Origin of the sequence: Flavobacterium hercynium, assembly GCF_002217285.1 — a bacterium.
In the GTDB taxonomy this organism is placed as follows: domain Bacteria; phylum Bacteroidota; class Bacteroidia; order Flavobacteriales; family Flavobacteriaceae; genus Flavobacterium; species Flavobacterium hercynium.
On sequence record NZ_MUGW01000023.1, the window covers coordinates 16,909 to 36,028 of the forward strand.

The 19,120-nt window shown below is 32.2% G+C and carries 14 protein-coding genes; 3 read left to right on the top strand and 11 right to left on the bottom strand.

The window, feature by feature from the left end:
* Positions 1 to 2: 2 nt before the first annotated feature.
* From B0A66_RS11955 to B0A66_RS12005, 11 genes are all read right to left on the bottom strand, one after another.
* Positions 3 to 485: a hypothetical protein gene (locus B0A66_RS11955; protein ID WP_089050076.1), complete on the bottom strand. Its 483-nt coding sequence runs from the start codon at positions 483 to 485 to the stop codon at positions 3 to 5.
* 7 nt (positions 486 to 492) lie between these two features.
* Positions 493 to 1,476 carry a tail fiber protein gene (locus B0A66_RS11960; protein ID WP_089050077.1) on the bottom strand — a complete coding sequence of 328 codons (984 nt, stop codon included), beginning with the start codon at positions 1,474 to 1,476 and terminating at the stop codon, positions 493 to 495.
* Between the two features lie 20 nt (positions 1,477 to 1,496).
* Complete coding sequence (locus B0A66_RS11965; RefSeq protein WP_089050078.1) at positions 1,497 to 2,450, bottom strand: tail fiber protein; 954 nt, start codon at positions 2,448 to 2,450, stop codon at positions 1,497 to 1,499.
* 23 nt (positions 2,451 to 2,473) lie between these two features.
* Positions 2,474 to 3,409 carry a hypothetical protein gene (locus B0A66_RS11970; RefSeq protein WP_089050079.1) on the bottom strand — a complete coding sequence of 312 codons (936 nt, stop codon included), beginning with the start codon at positions 3,407 to 3,409 and terminating at the stop codon, positions 2,474 to 2,476.
* A 61-nt stretch (positions 3,410 to 3,470) separates the two neighbouring features.
* The gene (locus B0A66_RS11975; protein WP_089050080.1) at positions 3,471 to 4,199 is read right to left on the bottom strand and encodes a hypothetical protein; all 729 of its coding nucleotides are present in this window, start codon (positions 4,197 to 4,199) and stop codon (positions 3,471 to 3,473) included.
* A 66-nt stretch (positions 4,200 to 4,265) separates the two neighbouring features.
* Positions 4,266 to 4,787, bottom strand: a complete 522-nt coding sequence (locus B0A66_RS11980) for a general secretion pathway protein (RefSeq protein WP_089050081.1) — start codon at positions 4,785 to 4,787, stop codon at positions 4,266 to 4,268.
* A 1-nt stretch (position 4,788) separates the two neighbouring features.
* Positions 4,789 to 5,985, bottom strand: coding sequence for a general secretion pathway protein (locus B0A66_RS11985; protein WP_089050082.1), 1,197 nt, complete (start codon positions 5,983 to 5,985; stop codon positions 4,789 to 4,791).
* On the bottom strand, positions 5,985 to 8,189 hold the full coding sequence (locus tag B0A66_RS11990; protein WP_089050083.1) for a type II secretion system protein GspD: 2,205 nt from the start codon (positions 8,187 to 8,189) through the stop codon (positions 5,985 to 5,987). The genes B0A66_RS11985 and B0A66_RS11990 overlap by 1 nt, the downstream gene beginning before the upstream one ends.
* A 36-nt stretch (positions 8,190 to 8,225) precedes the next feature.
* On the bottom strand, positions 8,226 to 9,629 hold the full coding sequence (locus B0A66_RS11995) for a GspE/PulE family protein (protein WP_089050084.1): 1,404 nt from the start codon (positions 9,627 to 9,629) through the stop codon (positions 8,226 to 8,228).
* A 2-nt stretch (positions 9,630 to 9,631) separates the two neighbouring features.
* Positions 9,632 to 10,108 carry a general secretion pathway protein gene (locus tag B0A66_RS12000; protein WP_089050085.1) on the bottom strand — a complete coding sequence of 159 codons (477 nt, stop codon included), beginning with the start codon at positions 10,106 to 10,108 and terminating at the stop codon, positions 9,632 to 9,634.
* The gene (locus B0A66_RS12005) at positions 10,109 to 10,519 is read right to left on the bottom strand and encodes a prepilin-type N-terminal cleavage/methylation domain-containing protein (protein ID WP_283407362.1); all 411 of its coding nucleotides are present in this window, start codon (positions 10,517 to 10,519) and stop codon (positions 10,109 to 10,111) included.
* A 372-nt stretch (positions 10,520 to 10,891) separates the two neighbouring features.
* On the opposite strand from B0A66_RS12005, the gene B0A66_RS12010 reads away from it, so the two are divergent.
* From B0A66_RS12010 to B0A66_RS12020, 3 genes are all read left to right on the top strand, one after another.
* Positions 10,892 to 15,052, top strand: a complete 4,161-nt coding sequence (locus B0A66_RS12010; protein WP_123868238.1) for a DUF5977 domain-containing protein — start codon at positions 10,892 to 10,894, stop codon at positions 15,050 to 15,052.
* Between the two features lie 13 nt (positions 15,053 to 15,065).
* Positions 15,066 to 18,743 carry a DUF6443 domain-containing protein gene (locus B0A66_RS12015; protein ID WP_244283456.1) on the top strand — a complete coding sequence of 1,226 codons (3,678 nt, stop codon included), beginning with the start codon at positions 15,066 to 15,068 and terminating at the stop codon, positions 18,741 to 18,743.
* Positions 18,744 to 18,747: 4 nt separating this feature from the next.
* On the top strand, positions 18,748 to 19,120 hold a 373-nt coding region (locus B0A66_RS12020), incomplete at its 3' end, for a hypothetical protein (protein ID WP_133063743.1).

The following is a 19,120-nucleotide window of genomic DNA, read 5'->3' on the forward strand; positions in this document are numbered from 1 at the left end:
TTTCAATCCTGTAGCATTATGATATTTAGGTTTCCTTTATATCTTACGTAAACTGCTTCGTTATCTCCACTTTTTAAAAACACATTATCCTCAGTATCGCCAATTTTCATATAATAGTTTTTATTATTGATAATAAGTACAAAAATTTTGGTTTTGTCTTTGGTATCAGAAATTAAACCTTTGTATAGAATGGTTGGCCAGACTAATGGTTCTTTAGTACTTACCGCTCTTGTTTTTTTGGTTGTTACTTTGGTTTTAACACCAGTATTTTCTGCGTACATCTTTCCTAAAAAAGGATCTCTGTAGTTAACATCTATAGTAAAAGATTGTCTTTTATTAAATTTTAAAGGTTTTAGAACTAGTTCCGGATTATTCGTATCTACAATTTCTTCTCCACTCGTAAAAGAGAGGAACTGAAATAAAACAGCACCCCACACTAGTAAAACCAGTGGAAGAAGAATATAGATATTTTTTTTATTTTTCATTAAAGCCTTATTTTCCTTTTAATTTTGCCTCAATTTCAGCTACACGAGTAACTACGTTTTTTAGAGTTTCGATTTCTTTGGCTTGTGCATCAATTTTTTTGTTCTGATCGATACTGTAAAGCGTCAGTTCTTCGATTTTTTTTAATAGACTCATGTTCATTTCAGCCAGCATCAAACCATTTTTTTCAATCTCTTTTGCTGATGGAATTTCAGGTAAATGTTTATTCTCTTTAATGTAATTCTCTACTTCATGTAGTGATTTCAATTGATAATCACTTTCGAAAACATAGTCAGGAGGAGTAAAACCAAGGTCTACGCGAACTTCTTTTGTGTGAATTTTCCCTTTTACAGTTAATAGCTCGTCTGGAGAGTCAGTTCCAATACCTACATTTCCGTTTAATATATAATGATTTCCCGCTCCGGTTATTTTAAGATTAGTATTTAAATCAAGTGGAGTTTCAAAAGGATCAATATTAACACCGACAGGATTTGGATTGATTTTAATTTGATTTATATCTGTAACTACATCTACTTTTTGCTGTAAATACGTAATTTTTGCTCTGTATCGGGCATAATTTTTTATATCAAGATAAATAGGTAATTGTTGGTTTATATAGTCACCAAGAGTTGTAGCTAAATTTGTTGGTGTACCTAATTTAATAATTGCTTCATGAACTAATCCATGAGATTCAACTAATTTAAGAACAGCTCTTGCTGAATTACTATTTTGTCCATAGCCATTTTCAATAATATATTTATGGTATCCCGTACCATAATATTCCTGAAAAAGTTCGATGATTATAAGTCCTCCTGTTTGCCAGTGATAATAATTATATCCTACATTAGCGATCTCGTATCTTTTTGTCTGAGCTTTATCAGCTGATAATACGTTAGTTACAGTTGATTTTACACCATTTTGATCTAGATTTATTTGTGAGAAAGCATTAGATGTTACAAATAAGACAAGGAATAATGTTAGTTTTTTGATCATTGCTGTTCGTTTTTTCAGAATTAATATTTTTTATTTAAGGTCGTTTTTGTTTCTTGGAGTGGCAAAATCAAATTTTTTAAAGTTTCAATTTCTTGAGCCTGCTTGTCATTTTCTTTTTTCATTTCGATCATGTAAAGCGTCATTTCTTCGATTTTTTTTAATAAATCTAAATTCATTTTTCCTAACAATAAACCATTTTTTGCAATTTCTTCTGCCGATGGAATTTCTGGTAAGTGGTTATTTTCTTTAATATAATTTTCAACTTCCTGTAATGATTTTAATTTATAATCATTAGCGAAAACATAATCCGGAACATCTTTGACATTGGTATCGACAAGGATTTCTTCCGTATGAATTTTTCCTTTCACAGTAAGTTTCTCATCTGGAGAAGTAGTACCAATACCTACTCTATCCATGAAGTAAGCATTCCTGTTTTGATGCGTTCCGGAATCTTTAGCATATTTTTCGACAGCACTTTTAAAAGTATGTACTATTCCACTGCCAGGCTCAGTATAGGGTAATGTATTTTGTACTCCGTCATATATAGTTGGGTTTACGGGAAAATTACTTTTGTACGTATAAGTTGTTTGTCCGCCACGAAGCCAGATTACAATACAGTTACAACCTCCTCTTGTTGTAGCATCGACCCAGCCCGCTATAAATGATGGATATATAGTATAACGGCTTGCATTTGAATTTCTAATGTCGGCTTCTATAAACTCAGATCCATTTCCCCATGAAGTTACGTGAAAATTAAAAGTAGCAATCAATGATCCTCGCCAGTTCGAATCCTGATGCGTGTCACTGCGTCCTAAAACCAGATTTGTAGGTTCATTATATCCCCAACCACCATCAATAAAGGTTACGGGATAGAATTTATCACCGTCGCCACCTACTTTAAAACTTGAATTTTGAGCAAAACCAAGATTAAATACTAAAACTAAAAGTATTGTTTTATAGTATTGATTCTTCATGTATTTTTTATATTTGATTAGTATTAATTTATTGTAAAACTGAAAGTGGTACTTTTTACACTTTCATTTCCGGCAGCGTCATACGATTTTACATACCAGTAATGAATTCCTGCCGTCAATGTTTTATTGTAAGGATTTGCAGCGAGATCCTTGAAGTTTAAATTCGTAAGAGCACTGTCATTAAATACAAAAATGCTGTCTTTTTCAGTGCTTCCGGGAATTGGAGTTCTGCTCCATTGAAAATTTATACTAGTAGCAGTTGTTGTACTGGCATTTGTGGGACTGGTTAGAGTGGGAGTATTAGGTACTTTTGTATCAACAACAATCGATCGTGTTGTATATAAAGTTTCATTAGTACCGTTGCTGGCTCTTACTTTCCAGGTAAATTTTCCATCTTCAAACGTATGACTTAAAAAAGTATCAGCAGAATTTTGTTGTTTTACCAAAGTACCATTTTCGTCTGCAATTTCAAGCTGATAAGCTGAGGCTCCAATGATAGAATTCCAGGATAGTCTCTGCAATGCAGTTTTGGTGATTAAGTTATTGGCTGGTGTCACTAAAATTACCGTATTGTTTTGAAAATCATCATTATTTAAAATTTCAAAACTATGAGTTGTGTAAGCAGTTTCATAAGCATTGTTTAGTGCTTTAACACGCCATTGGTATTTACCAATGTTTAATTGTTGAATAAAGGAATTTTTGGATACGATAGTATCGAGGATTAATTGTTGTGCAGCTTCAAAACTTGGTAAGGCAACTTGCAGTCGGTATTTATCAGCACTCTTTACAGCATCCCAGGAAAAAGTAACACCGGATGATGATAATATAGTACCATTTGAAGGTGCAATTATAGTTACTTCTTCTTTTGAAATGTCATCTACAATTAAAATTTCTTCGCATGAAGTGAAAATTAAGACAGTAAAAATGGAAAGATATTTATAGATTGAGCTTTTAATCATAATAGTTTGGTAAAATTGAAAATGGTATATTTTTAAGAATCTTTACTAGAAACTAAATAGACTATAGGTCGTATAGGCTTTTTGTTTTTTTCTTATCACTAATCTTACTTTTGGTACTTCCTTTACAACTGCTATACTCATTTACAATATCTGCAATGTACCAATTTCCTCTTTCAGAAACAGACCAGCAGAAGGAGCTTAATTGATATGCAACAACTGATTCAGGGTTTATCGTTATAGATTCAGTTTTCTTTCCTGATTTATATAAAGAAATAACGTATTTTTTATATTGATTATTAGAAAGGTAAAAAGCATCAGCTTGTTTAATTTTACTAATTTCATCTGCTGATACATTCACCGCTATGCTCGAAACAATTTTTGAGGATTGATTATTTATAAGCAACTGTAAAATAGTTGAGTTATAATCTGAATTTATTTCTTTTACTAATCCTGCGAAATCTAAAATTTTAATTATAGCTACTTCCGGCTTAACAGGCAAGCTATCGATATAAGCTATTTTCTGTTGATTCTGATTGAACTTAGCTTTTGAATTGTATATTTTATTAAGCTTTTTGTTATAAGGAACAATTCCTATCTCTAATCTAATCGGGTTTTCTAATTGTGGAAATGCTTTTGTGCTAAACATCGTTTTGTTATACGTAACCGCCGATGTTCCAATACTTCCCAATTCTGTTGTTGAAGAGGAGAATTTATAGTCTTCATTTTTAATTTTTGCTGTATGGCAGCCCAGGCAGATTAACAATAACAGAACGGCTAAATTTTTTGTCATAATTTTTATTTTTAAGACTGTATTTTTAAATGTATTGAGACAGACTTTTGATTGTAATATTGAATCTTAAATTCCTTTTGTTTTTTGCATAATAACCTGTACAAATAATTGATCTGTATTGGTCTTATAATTTTTTTTCTTTTCAAAGCTCAAATGCTTTATAGCTCCTAATGACGGATTGTTTTCAATTTTATTGATCAATGCCAGCGTACCATTAAAAGAACCTTCTAAGGAGAATACATAACTCGTTACATTTAAACCTTTTTGTGTAGAAGTATGCGGTTCTTGAAAATCAGTAATTTTTAATTGATAGTGGCTACTAAAATCAGATAATTGTTTTAGTAAATCATTTTGAAATGATTCTGATACCGTAGTGTCATATTGAGCTAATATTTGATCAAGACCTCTGTCTTTTTGCGTTAATTTTGCGACGATATTCGGTAAATTACGATCAGTGGCAATTTGCTCTTCTTTCGTCTTAAATTCTTTATAATAAGTGATTGTATTTGCTATCGCGAAGGAATAACAAATGTATAATGCTATTAAAAAGCCCAGTAAAAGAAGTTTATTTTTGAGATTCAGCTTCATTTTATTTCAAAGTTAATTTAATAGAGAACTCAGTTTCATTGGCATCATTTTTTCCAAAATGAGTAATTAAGACCTGATCAATTTTGGGTAGTTTTTCTACTGCCTCAACCCAGGTTGTAAACGCATCATTAGAAATAGTAGTACCAGCGATTACAATAGTCTTTTCAGTTGTAAGGATTGGTTCTTCTGCTTTTATTTTTTTCTCTAACGGATCAAAAGTCAATGTTGATAATAAAATAGAAGAAGGAATTTTACTTGCTATTTCATTTATAATCAGAGAAGTTTGAGACGTAGTTTTGCCAACAATGTTTTTTACTTTTTCTTCTTTTACGATGATTCTTTCTTTTATTTTACTGACATCCTGAATAGACGATTTATTAACCAGCAATGTTTCAGATGTTTCCTGAGCCAGTGAGTAATAATGCGAAAAGAAGATAAAATTAAGAAATAGAATTGCCAACAGTACACCAACCATAATTTTGATACTTTTGGTGAAAAAGATATTCTGATTATAGCCATCATGCAATTCTTCGCTGTACGATATAATAGATCCAGTATTTGAAGAAGTATTTGTTATAAATCTCAGAATACCGGAAAAAGCCAATAGTTGCCTGTTCTCTAAGGGTAAATCGTTGATGATATAATGTATCGCATCTTCCTGAGTACCTGTTGTAACAATTTGATTTTGTTCTTCTTTTGAAATAATCTGATGATTAGTAAGTAATTTATCTTCTGCTGTATACTCTATAATTTCAGCGATAGCACAAATACCTAAACTAATGCCTGCAATTGCTATTTTTTGAGCTTCATAATTGGCAATGATCTCGTTTAAATAAGTCTTCCTTGTAATAGCAACAATAGACTTTTCTTTTAACCGCCAAATTTCAAAATAAAATTCATCCCAATTCGTATTAGGAAATGCTTTATACAATAGTTTTTCATCAGAAGCATCTATTCCTGCAACTTCCTTGTGAATAACCTGATTGGTGTTTATTACTAAAAGGAACGGCAATTTAGAATCCCATTTTTCCGCTATCTTTCCGTTGTAACTTACCCTGTCTTTTTTAGAAATTACTAATCCTTCTTTTTTCTTTTCCACTAACAGCAATGCAATCTTGTCCTCACCATTTAAAGTAAAGTGTTCAACGCCCATAAATTCTTTGCCCAGCAAAAAGGTAGTTATAGATGGTAAAGTCATTAGTAAATAACAGTAGGTTTAATTAAAACGCTTAATTTTTTCTTTGAATCTTCTCGTTTACGAGAACTGAAAATCCATTTTAAAATTGGAATTCTCGATAATAATGGCACTCCCGTTCCGGAATCATTTTTTACAGACTCTTCAAGACCTCCTAAAACAATCAGATCCTGATCCTTTACTCGAATAATAGAAGTAAACTCTCTAGAATTAATTCCCGGAGGAGCATCTTTGTCTACTTTTTGACCATTAAAGCTCGATTGTATAACCTTAACATCCATAGTAATTTGCCCGTTACCGGAAACCAGTGGCATAATCGTAACAGATAATTCAGCATCAATTGGCTGATAATTCTTAATCTCTGAAGCTTGTGGAATTTGTGATCCGTAAAAATTTTGATTGGTAACTACGTAATACGTTGTTTCTCCAATAGATAAATAAGCTTTATGCCCGTTTAATGTTGATAATCTTGGAGAAGAACGAATTTTTAAATTTCCATTCGTTTCCATCGCTTTAAGGCTTAGATAAAAATTAGGAACAACTTGCCCGATATTTAACGAACCAAATCCACTAAAACCATCAATGATTTTGTTAATTGTAGATGCGCCTAAATTAATGTCTGCAGTAGGAAAAACAGTTCCTGATGTAGTTACAGGTTTATCACCTATACCAGCTTTTATACCTGTTTCTACAATTGCACTTCTGTTTACCTCTAACAACATTACTTCGATAAGTATAACAGGAACAGCCTTATCTATATATTGAATAAAAGATTCAAAACGGTCTATATTGGCAGCAGGGCCGTTTACTATAAAACTATTTAACTCTTTGTCAATTTTAATGTCAAGGTCTTTTTTTATCTCATCCGGAATAATAGTTAAAATAGATTCAGAAGGGTTGCTGGATGAACCCGAAGAACTGCTGCTATTGTAATTGTTGCTATTGCTTTGATAGTTAGAACCACTTCTGTTATCAGATAAACTGCCACTTGAATTGTAATTAGATCCGTACCCGGAACCATTATTAGAACTGTAATTGGTGTAATTGTTCGTATTATTTAATCTACCTGCACTTCGTCCTTCTTTTGATGGATCACTTAAAATTTCAATCGAGCGGTGCATCAAAGGGATAGATTTGATATTTCGGACAACTAATTGCTCTTTGGTACCAAAATAATAAATAGCACCGTTTTTCATAAAGGTAAAAGAACCTCCTGCTGTTGCCGGAGCATTACTTCCGGAATTATTAAATTGTTGAGCATTATTATTCGAAACATTATTTTCGTTTTTGGTCTCAAATATCTTCGATAAAAGAGCATCAAAAGTTATGTTTTTGGCTTTTACGGTTGCATTTCCTGCCCCTTCAAGCGGACTCGAAATAAACATGTCAATGTCAAGTTCATGACCTATGTCGTAAACAATACTGGAAATGGGTGTATTTTCAAAATCAACATCTAATAGTTTTTTATCCGAATCAACTATGTTGAAGAAAAAATTTGATTTTCTAGGCCTATGCGGTTTGTTTTGTCTTATCGTACCATTCACATCTGCTGTTCCTTCACCTGCAAAGTTACCTTCTGCTTTATCAAAAACGTAAAAATTATCTCTTGATTTCGTAACCGTAAGATTGTTGGCAAATGCAAATTTATTCAAAGCTGCATCAAAAGGCATGTTTTTGATGTAGGCCGTTAATGACTGATTTTCCAATCCTGGTGCAAAAACTAAATTCTTAGCACTTTCATCCATGATTTTTCTAAAAACATCATATAATTTATCATCCTTTAAATTTAAAGACAATAAGTTATTTTGCAAATCGTAGTTAACATCAATAGCTCTCGCAGCAGGTAATTCGACTGGTTTGGAATACGATTTTATAGCCAGAATATTTCCGGTAAAATCGATGGTAAGATTGTATTCTTTACAGAGAAAAACAATTAAATCGCCAACCGTTACGTTAGAAAAATTATTAACGATATTGATCTGGCTTAAATTAGGAGCTACACTTATATTTAACTTGTGTACCTGCGAAACCGCCAGTAAAAAGCTCGATAACGAAGCTTCCTTAATATTAATGTTAACTTTTTCATTTAATCCCGGAGCATCAGCTGTAATTACTTCTATTTGGTTTTTAAGCTGTAGAATTCTGTTTTCCTGAGAAAATGAAGTCTGGAAAGCTAATAGTAAAAACAGGATAATTATTTTTTTCATGAATTTTATCAATTGTGAGATTTTAGATATTTTAATTTATAAGAGTAATGAAAAAACTTCATCTACAGAAGTCGTTCCTTCTTTAATTAATAATATCGCATTTCGTTTTAATGTGTATATGTTTTTTTCTTCCAGATACTCGTTGATATCCAGTTGATTGTTTTTGATTAAATTAGACAGCTCAACATCAATAGGCAAAATCTCGTAAATTGCTTTTCTTCCTGAATAACCGGTATGGTAACAGGCTTCGCATCCTACAGCCACATGATGAGATGTTAGCGAATCAGGAGTTTTAAATCCACTCGGAAAAATGGCAGAATCTATAACTTCCTCCTTTTTGCATGATGCACACAGTTTACGCACTAATCGTTGCGCAACACTAATGTTTAACGTACTGGCGATTAAAAATGCCGGAATTCCCATATCTATTAGTCGGGATACAGTTGCCCAGGCAGAGTTGGTGTGAATGGTAGATAGCACAAGATGCCCGGTCAAAGCCGCACGAATCGCCATATTTGCGGTATTTACATCACGAATCTCTCCCACCATAATAATGTCTGGATCCTGTCGTAGAAAAGTTCGCAATGTTGTGGCAAAATCCAGCCCGATGTTTTCTCTTAATTGTACCTGATTGATTCCTTCAAGCGTATATTCGATAGGATCTTCTACCGTTAGAATATTAGTATTAGGAACATTGAGTTTTTTTAGCGTAGCATATAAGGTAGTTGTTTTTCCAGATCCTGTGGGTCCGGAAATTAGCACAATACCGTTGGGTTTTTTTATGTTTTCGAGATAAGGCAACAATTCTCTTTCGGTAAAACCAAGAGAATTAATATCAATATGACTTGTGTCTTTGCTTAAAATACGTAATACCACTTTTTCACCATGCAAAGTCGGTAAGACAGATACACGAACATCAAAATCCTGATAATCGGTGACCATTGTAATACGACCATCCTGCGGAAGACGTTTTTCAGAAATATCCAATTGTGCTCGGATTTTTATCTTATTGACAATAACTGGATATTCTTCAACAGAAATATGAAATTGCTCTTTTAGTTTTCCGTCTAAACGAAAGCGAACGCGTGCATTTTTTTCGTACGGTTCAAAATGGATATCACTGCTTCCTATTTCCTTGGCATTTAATACAATTTTTTCAAGAAAGTCATTTGTGTAATGAATTTCAGAAACACTGTTGGCGCTTGTTTTCCTGTAATTAGTACTTAAATACCTGTTGATGTTTTCTGTTGAATCGTTTGTAAGTTCAACTTTAAAACTCAATAAAATTCCTAATTCATTTTGTAGGCTAAAAATATCAGCAGTATCCGTTTTGAGTATAACTTTATCACTGTTTTTTCCAACAGGAATTATTCTGTAATAATAAGCTTGTTCTGCTTTTATAAGTTGCTGAAATTCTACGGGTACATCAAAATTTTCCATATCTAGTAGGCGTATAAAAAAGAGCTGTTATGAAAAAAAGTGATTGTATACACTACAAGGAAAAAAAGTGACATATAACCGGCTAACGGAACAGTTTGTTGTTCTTTTTTTAAGCTAAGCACGAAATGTAAAATAACAGCAAACATCAATGAAAATATAAATAAAACTAAAAAGGATACTATTGAAAAAGTGAACGTAATAAAGGCAAAAAATAAAATATCTCCTAAACCAATAGCAGCTGTGATGGCCAGTTTTCGGAGACGAAGGTATAAAAAGCTTATTCCTAAAATGAGGGAAACAAACAACAAATTAAAACCAAAATTAGAGAGTCCAATGGCTAACGGAACGTAATGTAACTGAATCCCAAAAGCTAAAATTCCCACAACAGGATACAGAAACCAATAAACCATTCGGCTTTTAAAATCCTGATAGAAAATTGTAGTGAAAACAATAATTAAGATTAATTTGAAATACCACATTTAGTCTTGTACAATTTGCTTGGGCGTACCATTTTGGTCTATTTCCCAAACGTTAAAAACACCATTTCCATTAAAGTCTGTAATGGCAGTTGCTTTTACCTTAAACTCATTATTAGTCGATTGTATAATTTCGTATACGTAGTTAGCGCTACCATTTTCTTTTGTTGTTTTGGGTACTTCAAAATCTATTTCAGCAAAATCCGGGCTGTATTTAGAATACATAAAAAAATACTGCTTTTCGGCATTGTAAATAGCTTTTAGCTGTACTTGTGCTTCTACACTTTTAGCTTTTGTTATAAGCGGCATCAGGTTTGGTAAAGCGATTAATAGCAGTATTCCAATGATTGCCAGCACGATCAACATTTCCTGTAGGTTGAAAGAAGGAAGTTTTTTAAGTAGATTTTTTTTCAAAACGAAGTATAAATTAATTTTTACAAATATATCTTTTTTATTGAAAAGAAATTCAAAGGCTCGTTAAGAAATATTCTGTTAATGATTCTGTTAAAATTTAAGAATGTTGATTTAGTGTTTATTGCCCTTGTTTAATGTTTTCTAAATTGGAATTACAAACAAGATAAGACGTTATACAAGAAAATTTTAAGTATTTTTTTTGAAAAAATATAGTTTTTAGATTGTTAATTAAAATTAAAATTTCTACTCTTGTGGTCAATTTAACTATTTAAGAAATAGGAATTAAAATTGAAAAATCTAAGTGATTAATTCATGATTAGAAAAGTAATAAATTACACAACTAAACATACAAAACATTATAAATTTACTTACATGAGGATTAAAAAAAACAAATTTTTATTCGTTCTTTTTTTAGTTGCATTTCAATTGCAAATCACTTTTGGGCAATCTACGGTTGTTCCAGATATTAAAAGTCCAAATACAGCTGCACTGGAAAAATTTGGGGAAATACCTGTTAGTTTGTTTACAGGTACTCCTGATATATCAATACCGTTGCATGTAATAGAAACAGGCTCTATAAAAGTGCCAATTTCATTAAGTTATCATCCAAGTTCTGTAAAACCAAATGTGAACCCGGGATGGGTTGGTTTGGGATGGAACTTGAATAGTTATGGTTCAATTAGTCGACAAATGCGAAAATCTCCGGATGAAATTGATTTTGCATCCCCCGGTTCTATGGCTTATGTAAGATCTTATTATCCTGCTCCAAATAGTAAAAACGATCCTAGTAGTATGGACTTGCAAGTTGCTAATTGGTATTCCAAAGAAAAACTCGAGGAATATGCAGATAATAGTGCGCCGGATATAAATAAAGATGTTGAAGCTGATGAATTTTCGTTTAATTTTCTTGGTCATAGTGGTAAGTTTTATTACGATGCTGTCACACAAAAATGGGTTGTTGTTTCTAATGAAAATATTAAAATAGAAATGGATGGTTTTATTTCTTTTGTTGATAGATTAAAAGAATTAGATAAATACAAAGGTTTGCGAAAAGATTTAGATAATAATGGTTTTTCATCTTTAACCAATCAATTTCAGGGGCAAAATGATGAAAAATCAAGAGCATTTAAAGGTTTTACTTTAATAACGGAAGACGGAACCAGGTATTCTTTTGGAGGTGTTGAGGCAATTGAATTTACATCGTATTATTATTCTCCTACATTTAATGATGTAAATACAGATACATGGTTGTTAAATAAAATTGTAGATGTTAATGGTAATAGTGTTGAATTTAAATACGAAAGAACTTATGTAAATTGTAATCTTTATGATAATTACTATTTTGGAGGTTTAGCATGGTGGAATTTAAGAAACGGTTATTTAGATAATAGTAGCCAAGTTTGGCTTGATCCTAAGAATACGCATCCAAGGATGAAAGTGACGGGTAGCTATATCTATCCTGTTAACCTGACTAAAATTATTACAAAAAATGAAACAGTAGAATTTTCAAGTCAAATTGCAACTACATTAAAATATCCGGAAAATGTAATGAAACTAAATATGAAAGATGTTAATCCTTCAAGTCCTTCATCATATCCTTACCTTGAAAATTTTAATTATGTTACAGATTGGTTCAAATGGTTAAATTTATATGGGTTATATATCAAGAGTAATGTAAATGGTAATTACGTTAAAAAATATACTTTCGATTATTATGAAAATAGCAACCAAAGATTAGCATTAAAAGGGATTAATAAATTTTTTGATAGAACTACTCAAAAGTATACGTTCACCTACAATAACTTAGAGTCTCTACCAAATAGTTTGATGGGACCAATGACGGATCATTGGGGATTTTTAAATAGCTATGATAATGGCGCATTTGGAAGTCTTTTTCCTTTTGAAGCAAAAAATGCAAATAGAAATTATGTAACACTAGGTTTGCTTAAAACAATAAATTATCCTACAAATGGATATACTGAATTTGACTGGGAGTCTAATAGTTATTCGCAGGTAGTTTCTAAAACAAGGAATGGGTTGGATGCTTACAGCGGTTTTGGAGGCGGAAGTAGAATTAAAGAGATTAGAAGTTTCTCAGATACAAATATTTTAGCAAGCAAAAAAAGTTACTATTATGTAAAAGGATATTCAGCTGCAGTAAATGTAAATGCGCTTGCTTCTAGTGGAGTTTTAAACGGAATTCCAAAATATGAATTTGTGACTGCAAAAGAACCAGTAAGAGAATCTCGGTCTGGCTATTACAAAGTGGAGTATTCTGAAACTTCTCAAAATACTATTTCCAATTACAGTTATGCTGGACACGGAGCTCCTGTAGGTTATGACGAAGTGGTAGAAGCAAATTTAGATGGATCGTATACAAAACATTATTTTACTAATTATGGTCCGGATTTAAATAACGTCAGTCATTTCGATCAAATCGCGTTAGGTTCTACAGGATGGATATCTGGTGATGATTCTTATATGCCTTATTCTTCATTAGAATTAGAACGAGGAAAAGAAATAGGTACTTATGATTACAATTCCGGTAACAAATTGGTACGATCAAGTACCTTTTCTTTTAGAAATGACGTAGCACGTTTCGATGAATATTTACGAAAAGTCGTTATTACACAGGTATGTCCAGTTGACCATGGTAATGACATGTTTGTTTTTGCGGTTGGACTTAAAAATTTTACTTACCAATATTATCCGATACAGAATACCATTACTACTTATGACGTAAATGGTACAAATCCAATTGTACAAACAAAACAATTTACCTATAACTCAAAAAATCAATTGGCTAGTGAAACTTCTTTCAATTCTGATGGGGTATCATTAAAAAATATTTATTACTATCCTTATGATACGCAAGTACAAGCATTACCTTTTAATAGTGATTTAGTGTCTGCAAATAGAATAGGTTTACCTGTAAAAACGGAAACTTTTAAGGGGACACAAAAAATATTTGATAAAGTAACCGTATTTGGTAGGGATTCAAGTACCCGTCTGGTATTACCAAAAAATGATTATGCAGCAAATTTTCCTAATAATCTACCATCTCTTACGTCACCGAATGTTGGAAAATTAGAAAGCAAAGTTACATACGATAAATACGATGATAATGGTAATATATTGCAGTATACACCTCTGTTTGGCAGCAGTACTGTTATAGTTTGGGGGTATAATAAATCAGTACCAATAGCAAAAATAGAAAATGCAGTTTATAACGATGTAGCACCATATATAGCAAGTTTACAAGCATTTTCGAATTCAAATGATGAATTAAATTTAACAATAGGATTAAATAATTTGAGGACCTCTTTGTCTAATGCTTTAGTTACCACTTATACCTATTTACCGCTTGTAGGAATAAATAGTATTACGGATCCTAAAGGAATATCAATATTCTACGGTTATGATAATTTTAATAGACTTTCATACATAAGGGACCAGAATTTGAATGTTTTGGAAAGATATTGCTACAATTATAAAGGACAACTTACTAATTGTAACCAAATTTATTCTAATACTGCAATAACAGGATCTTTTAAGAAAGATTGTGGCTCAGGAACTACAACACCAATTGAATATAGGATTGCAGCAGGTACATATACATCTGTAATATCACAAGCTGATGCACAAGCACAAGCACAGAAGGCTGCTCAGGCATATGCTAATAACACTGGGGTTTGTACTTATTCTAGTGTTTCTAAAATGCAATCATTTACTCGAAATAATTGTGCTTCCGGTGGAGAACCTGAGACACGTGTTTATGTGGTGAGTGCAGGAAAGTATACATCAACAGTTTCTCAGGCAGATGCAGATGCTCAAGCACAAAGAGATATAGATCAAAATGGACAGGCATATGTTAATAGTGTTGCAACCTGTACTTTTTATAGTGCTTCCAGAAGCGCGGATTTTACAAGAGATAATTGTGAAAAAGACAAAAAAGGATCAATAGTTACTTACACACAACCACTTGGAAAGCATTGGTCTTTTATTTCTCAAGCAGATGCTGATGCAAAAGCACAGGCAGCATTTAATTCAGAAGGTCGTGACTATGCCATTGCACATGGAAATTGTGCATATTATAACACAACAACTATAAGTAAATCCTTTGCAAAGAAAAATTGTCCTATAAATTTTTATGGTAAACCTCGTTTACATACTATTTATGCCAACACAATAATATCTCATTATTCACAGGCAGATGCAAATGAGTTTGCAGAAATTACCTTAGAAAATGAAGGACGAGCTTATGCAAATTTAATGGATTGCTCTCCAATTGGCTTTGTCGCTAGAGGAAATTTTAACGAATTGTTAAAAAAATTAGAGGTTGTATTTACAGCTGATGATGGCAATCACAGTGGTAGAATATTTAATCTTAAAATTGCTAATTATACATCGTCTGGATTTGATGGTTATATTTATGAACAGTATGAGCTAAAAGCAGGTCAATCAAGCTCTCCCGTCATTTTGATGGGAGGTGGTGGAAGAGCAACATACGCAAGTATAGTATCAACAAATTAATCGTCTGTCAAATATGAAAAAATACATATATATAATAGCTTTAATGTTATTAGGCTGTTCAGCTATGCATGCTCAAACTTTTAGTGACAATAATTTTATTTATAAAGTTTTACCTAAAAAAGCAGTACAGGCAGCTGATATTAATAGTCTTACTCAGGATGAAATGATTCAAAGTATTACCTACTTTGATGGCCTCGGACGTCCTGTACAAGAAATTGCTTTTGGTCAGGGTGGAACGGGGGCAGATGTTGTTAAGCATATTGAATATGATGCAATTGGCCGACAGGAAAAAGAATATCTTCCTTACGCAGTAGTTAATCCCGGAAATAATTATAAAAAAGAGAATGCTTTAAGTAATACCAATACTTTTTATAATACAGACAAATACGAGAATACACTAAATGCTTTTTCGCAAAAACAATTTGAAGCGTCTCCGTTAAGTCGTGTTTTGCGTCAGGCAGCACCCGGAAACGATTGGAAATTAGGATCTGATCATGAAATAAAATTAGATTATCAAACCAATATAGCAAATGAAGTTCGACAATTCACTATCGTTACAAATTGGGATGCCGGATCAGGAGTTTATCGTACAGTTATTTCTGGCAGTACTTATTATGCGGCTAACGAATTGTTTAAGACGGTTACTTACGATGAAAACACTGTTGGAACTTTGATAGAAACCAATGGTGCAACAGTTGAATTTAAAAATAAAGAAGGTCAGGTTGTTTTAAAAAGAACTTATGGGACAGTTGGAGCAGGAACAACGAACGAAAAACATGATACCTATTATGTGTACGATATTTATGGAAACCTCACCTATGTGATTCCTCCAAAAGCAGCCGATTTAATCACAGGAACAGGTTCAACGGCAATAGCGGAGGCTAATCTAACATCTACAGCAACCGTTACCTCTGCAAATCCATTACATCTTGTGGCGACTAATTCTATTCAATTACTGCCTGGGTTTACAGCGCAGGCAGGAAGTACATTTAGTGCTGTAATTGCTGGTAATGGTTCAGATCAGGTATATTTAGATAATTTGTGTTATCAATACAAATACGACCATCGTAACAGATTAGTAGAGAAAAAGCTTCCAGGTAAACAATGGGAATATATTGTTTATGATAAGTTAGACAGGTTAGTAGCAACAGGACCAGCGAATTCCCCATTTTCTGATATGAACTCAGCGGGATGGATGATCACAAAATACGATGTTTTCAATCGTCCGGTATTTACAGGTTGGATGAATGGTACTTTAGCAACTAGTTTAGGAAGAATTCAGCTTCAGACTGCTCAGGATAATACAGCACTAACACAGCTTAATGAGAGTAAGCAAACATCGGGCACTATTGATGGGATTGATGCTTTTTATACCAATGTAGTTTCTCCCACTACTTTTAAACTTTTAACAGTTAATTATTACGACAATTATAATTTTCCAAGTACACCAGCGATAGCAGTTCCATCAACGGTAGAAAATCAAACTATTTTGACAGGAACACAGGTAAAAGGCATGCCAACAGCTTCATGGACGAGAGTTCTTACATCTAGTACAGCAAAGCTGGGAGAAACCACTGCAACATTTTATGATGAGAAGGCAAGACCAGTGAGAAGTTTTATGATAAATCATTTAGGAGGTTACACTTACACCGATAGTAAACTTGATTTTATTGGTAAAGCACAATATAATATTACAAAACATAAAAGAACGGCTACTAATGCGGAGTTAACGACTACTGATGCTTTTACTTACTCTGCTCAGGATCGTCTTTTGACTCAAACACATCAGATCAATGGAGGTGCTGTTGAATTAATTACAAGTAACACCTATGATGAACTTGGTCAGTTAACAGCAAAAAAAGTTGGAAATACAGTAGCGTTGCCAACACAAAATATTAATTACTCTTATAATATCCGAGGATGGCTTACTGGAATAAATGATATAAGTGCTCTTATAAAAACGGGAGATCCAAAAGATTTATTTGCTTTTAGATTAAATTACAATACCACAAATCTGGGAATTAGTGATGTAAATCCTTTGTATAACGGAAACATTGCGGAGACGCAATGGGCAACAAATTCAGATAATGGTGTGATAAGAAGTTATGGTTATCGTTACGACAAATTAAACCGACTTAAGGATGCTGTTTACAAAAAAGGAAGTATTTTGAATTTGTATAATGAGAGTTTGACGTATGATAAAAATGGGAATATTCTTAATTTAACTCGTAATGGAAGTCTTAATGATAATACTTCAACTTTAATAGACAATCTAACGTACAGTTACAAAAATAGCAGCAATAGTAACCAATTGATGAAGGTTGTTGATGTGGTACCTAATAATGCTAGTTTTGTAAATGAATTTAAGGACAGCGCATCAAACACAGTTGACGATTATAGTTATGATGACAATGGTAATATGATCAAAGACAATAACAAGAACATAACCGCTATAGCTTATAATCATTTAAATCTGCCAACACAAATAAGCTTTGCCACAACAGGAAATATTGTATATATTTACAATGCAGGGGGACAGAAAGTACAAAAAATTGTAAATAAAACAAATGAAGTTACTGTAAGTACAGATTATTTAGGAGGATATCAATATGTAACTACAGAAACCACACCAAGAAGTACCGTATTACAATTTTTTCCAACAGCACAAGGATATGTCGAGCCAGAGGGAAGTTCTTATAAATATATATATCAATACAAAGACCATTTAGGGAATGTACGTTTGAGTTATGATAAAAATTTGGTAATCAAAGAAGAAAGTAATTATTATCCATTTGGTTTAAAACAAGAAGGATATAATAATGTTAAAAGTGGTGTAGAGAATAAGTATAAGTACAATGGAAAAGAATTCCAAGACGAGCTGGGATTGAATGTTTACTCATATGGCTGGCGTGATTATGATCCAACAATTGGAAGATTTATGAAGATAGACAGATTTAGTGAAAAATATGTAGAAAGAACACCATACAATTACGCCGCTAACAATCCAGTTTATTATATTGATGTCGCAGGAGATTCAATTAGCGTAGATAAATCAGTAACTGAAAATTGGGCTATTAATAAAGCTTTTATTCTTTTTGCAGGTACAAAAGTTGGAAGGAAATTTCTTTCACAATTTGCTCATAAAGGACAAACAATTTTTGGACAAACTTTTGATAAAAATGGAGAGTATGATAGTGCAGGACTGAATTTAAACTTTACTACCTATAGAGAGGAAGAAAGTCAATGGGGAATGCCATCAAAAGGAGAAACTGGTGATGATGGAAAGAACACAATTACTGTTGGTATTAATACTTATGAAAAAGTTGATTCACAAGATAACAAAACTTATGATTACAGAAATCCTAATACAGTAATTTCAGCAAAAAATATGTCCAGATGGATATTTAGTAGAACAATAACCATTTTTCATGAAAACTTCTTGCACGCTGATTTATCTGCAAAAGATTTTATGGAAGATGGAAGATTTGATGACAGTAATATAACACATAAAAAAAATGTTCACGAAAGTCATTGGCAACATAATCAAGTTTTAAATCATAATGGTAATAATACAAGTTGGCCAAACGATGCTTCAAAAGGGATACAAGAAGCAAATTCAACTTTTGGAAGATTTTATACGGCAGGACAACTTTCTACCATGATGTGGACTTATAGTGGAGGTAAATACTAAAAAAATGAAAGCAAAAATAATATTTATTATATCGGTTATTTCACTTATAAGTTGTAATAAACCAAAATTAGAAAAAACAAATGTATTTTATTTTAATCTTTACAATAATAAAGATATTGAGGTTGAAAGTAATATTTTCACTTTAGAACGAAGAAAATTGAATTTATTTGATTCTATTATTGTATTTAAAAAGAATGAAAAAGTATTAAGTTTTAAAGAGACTTTTGATAAAGAAGGTATTTATAGATATGTTTTAAATAAAAAAACATTAACACATTCTTTAAAAGATTCCATTACTTTAACTACTAATTATAATGTATCTTATTTTCCTTTTGTAAATAAAAAAGCAACATTAATTAATAAAGTAATATATAAGT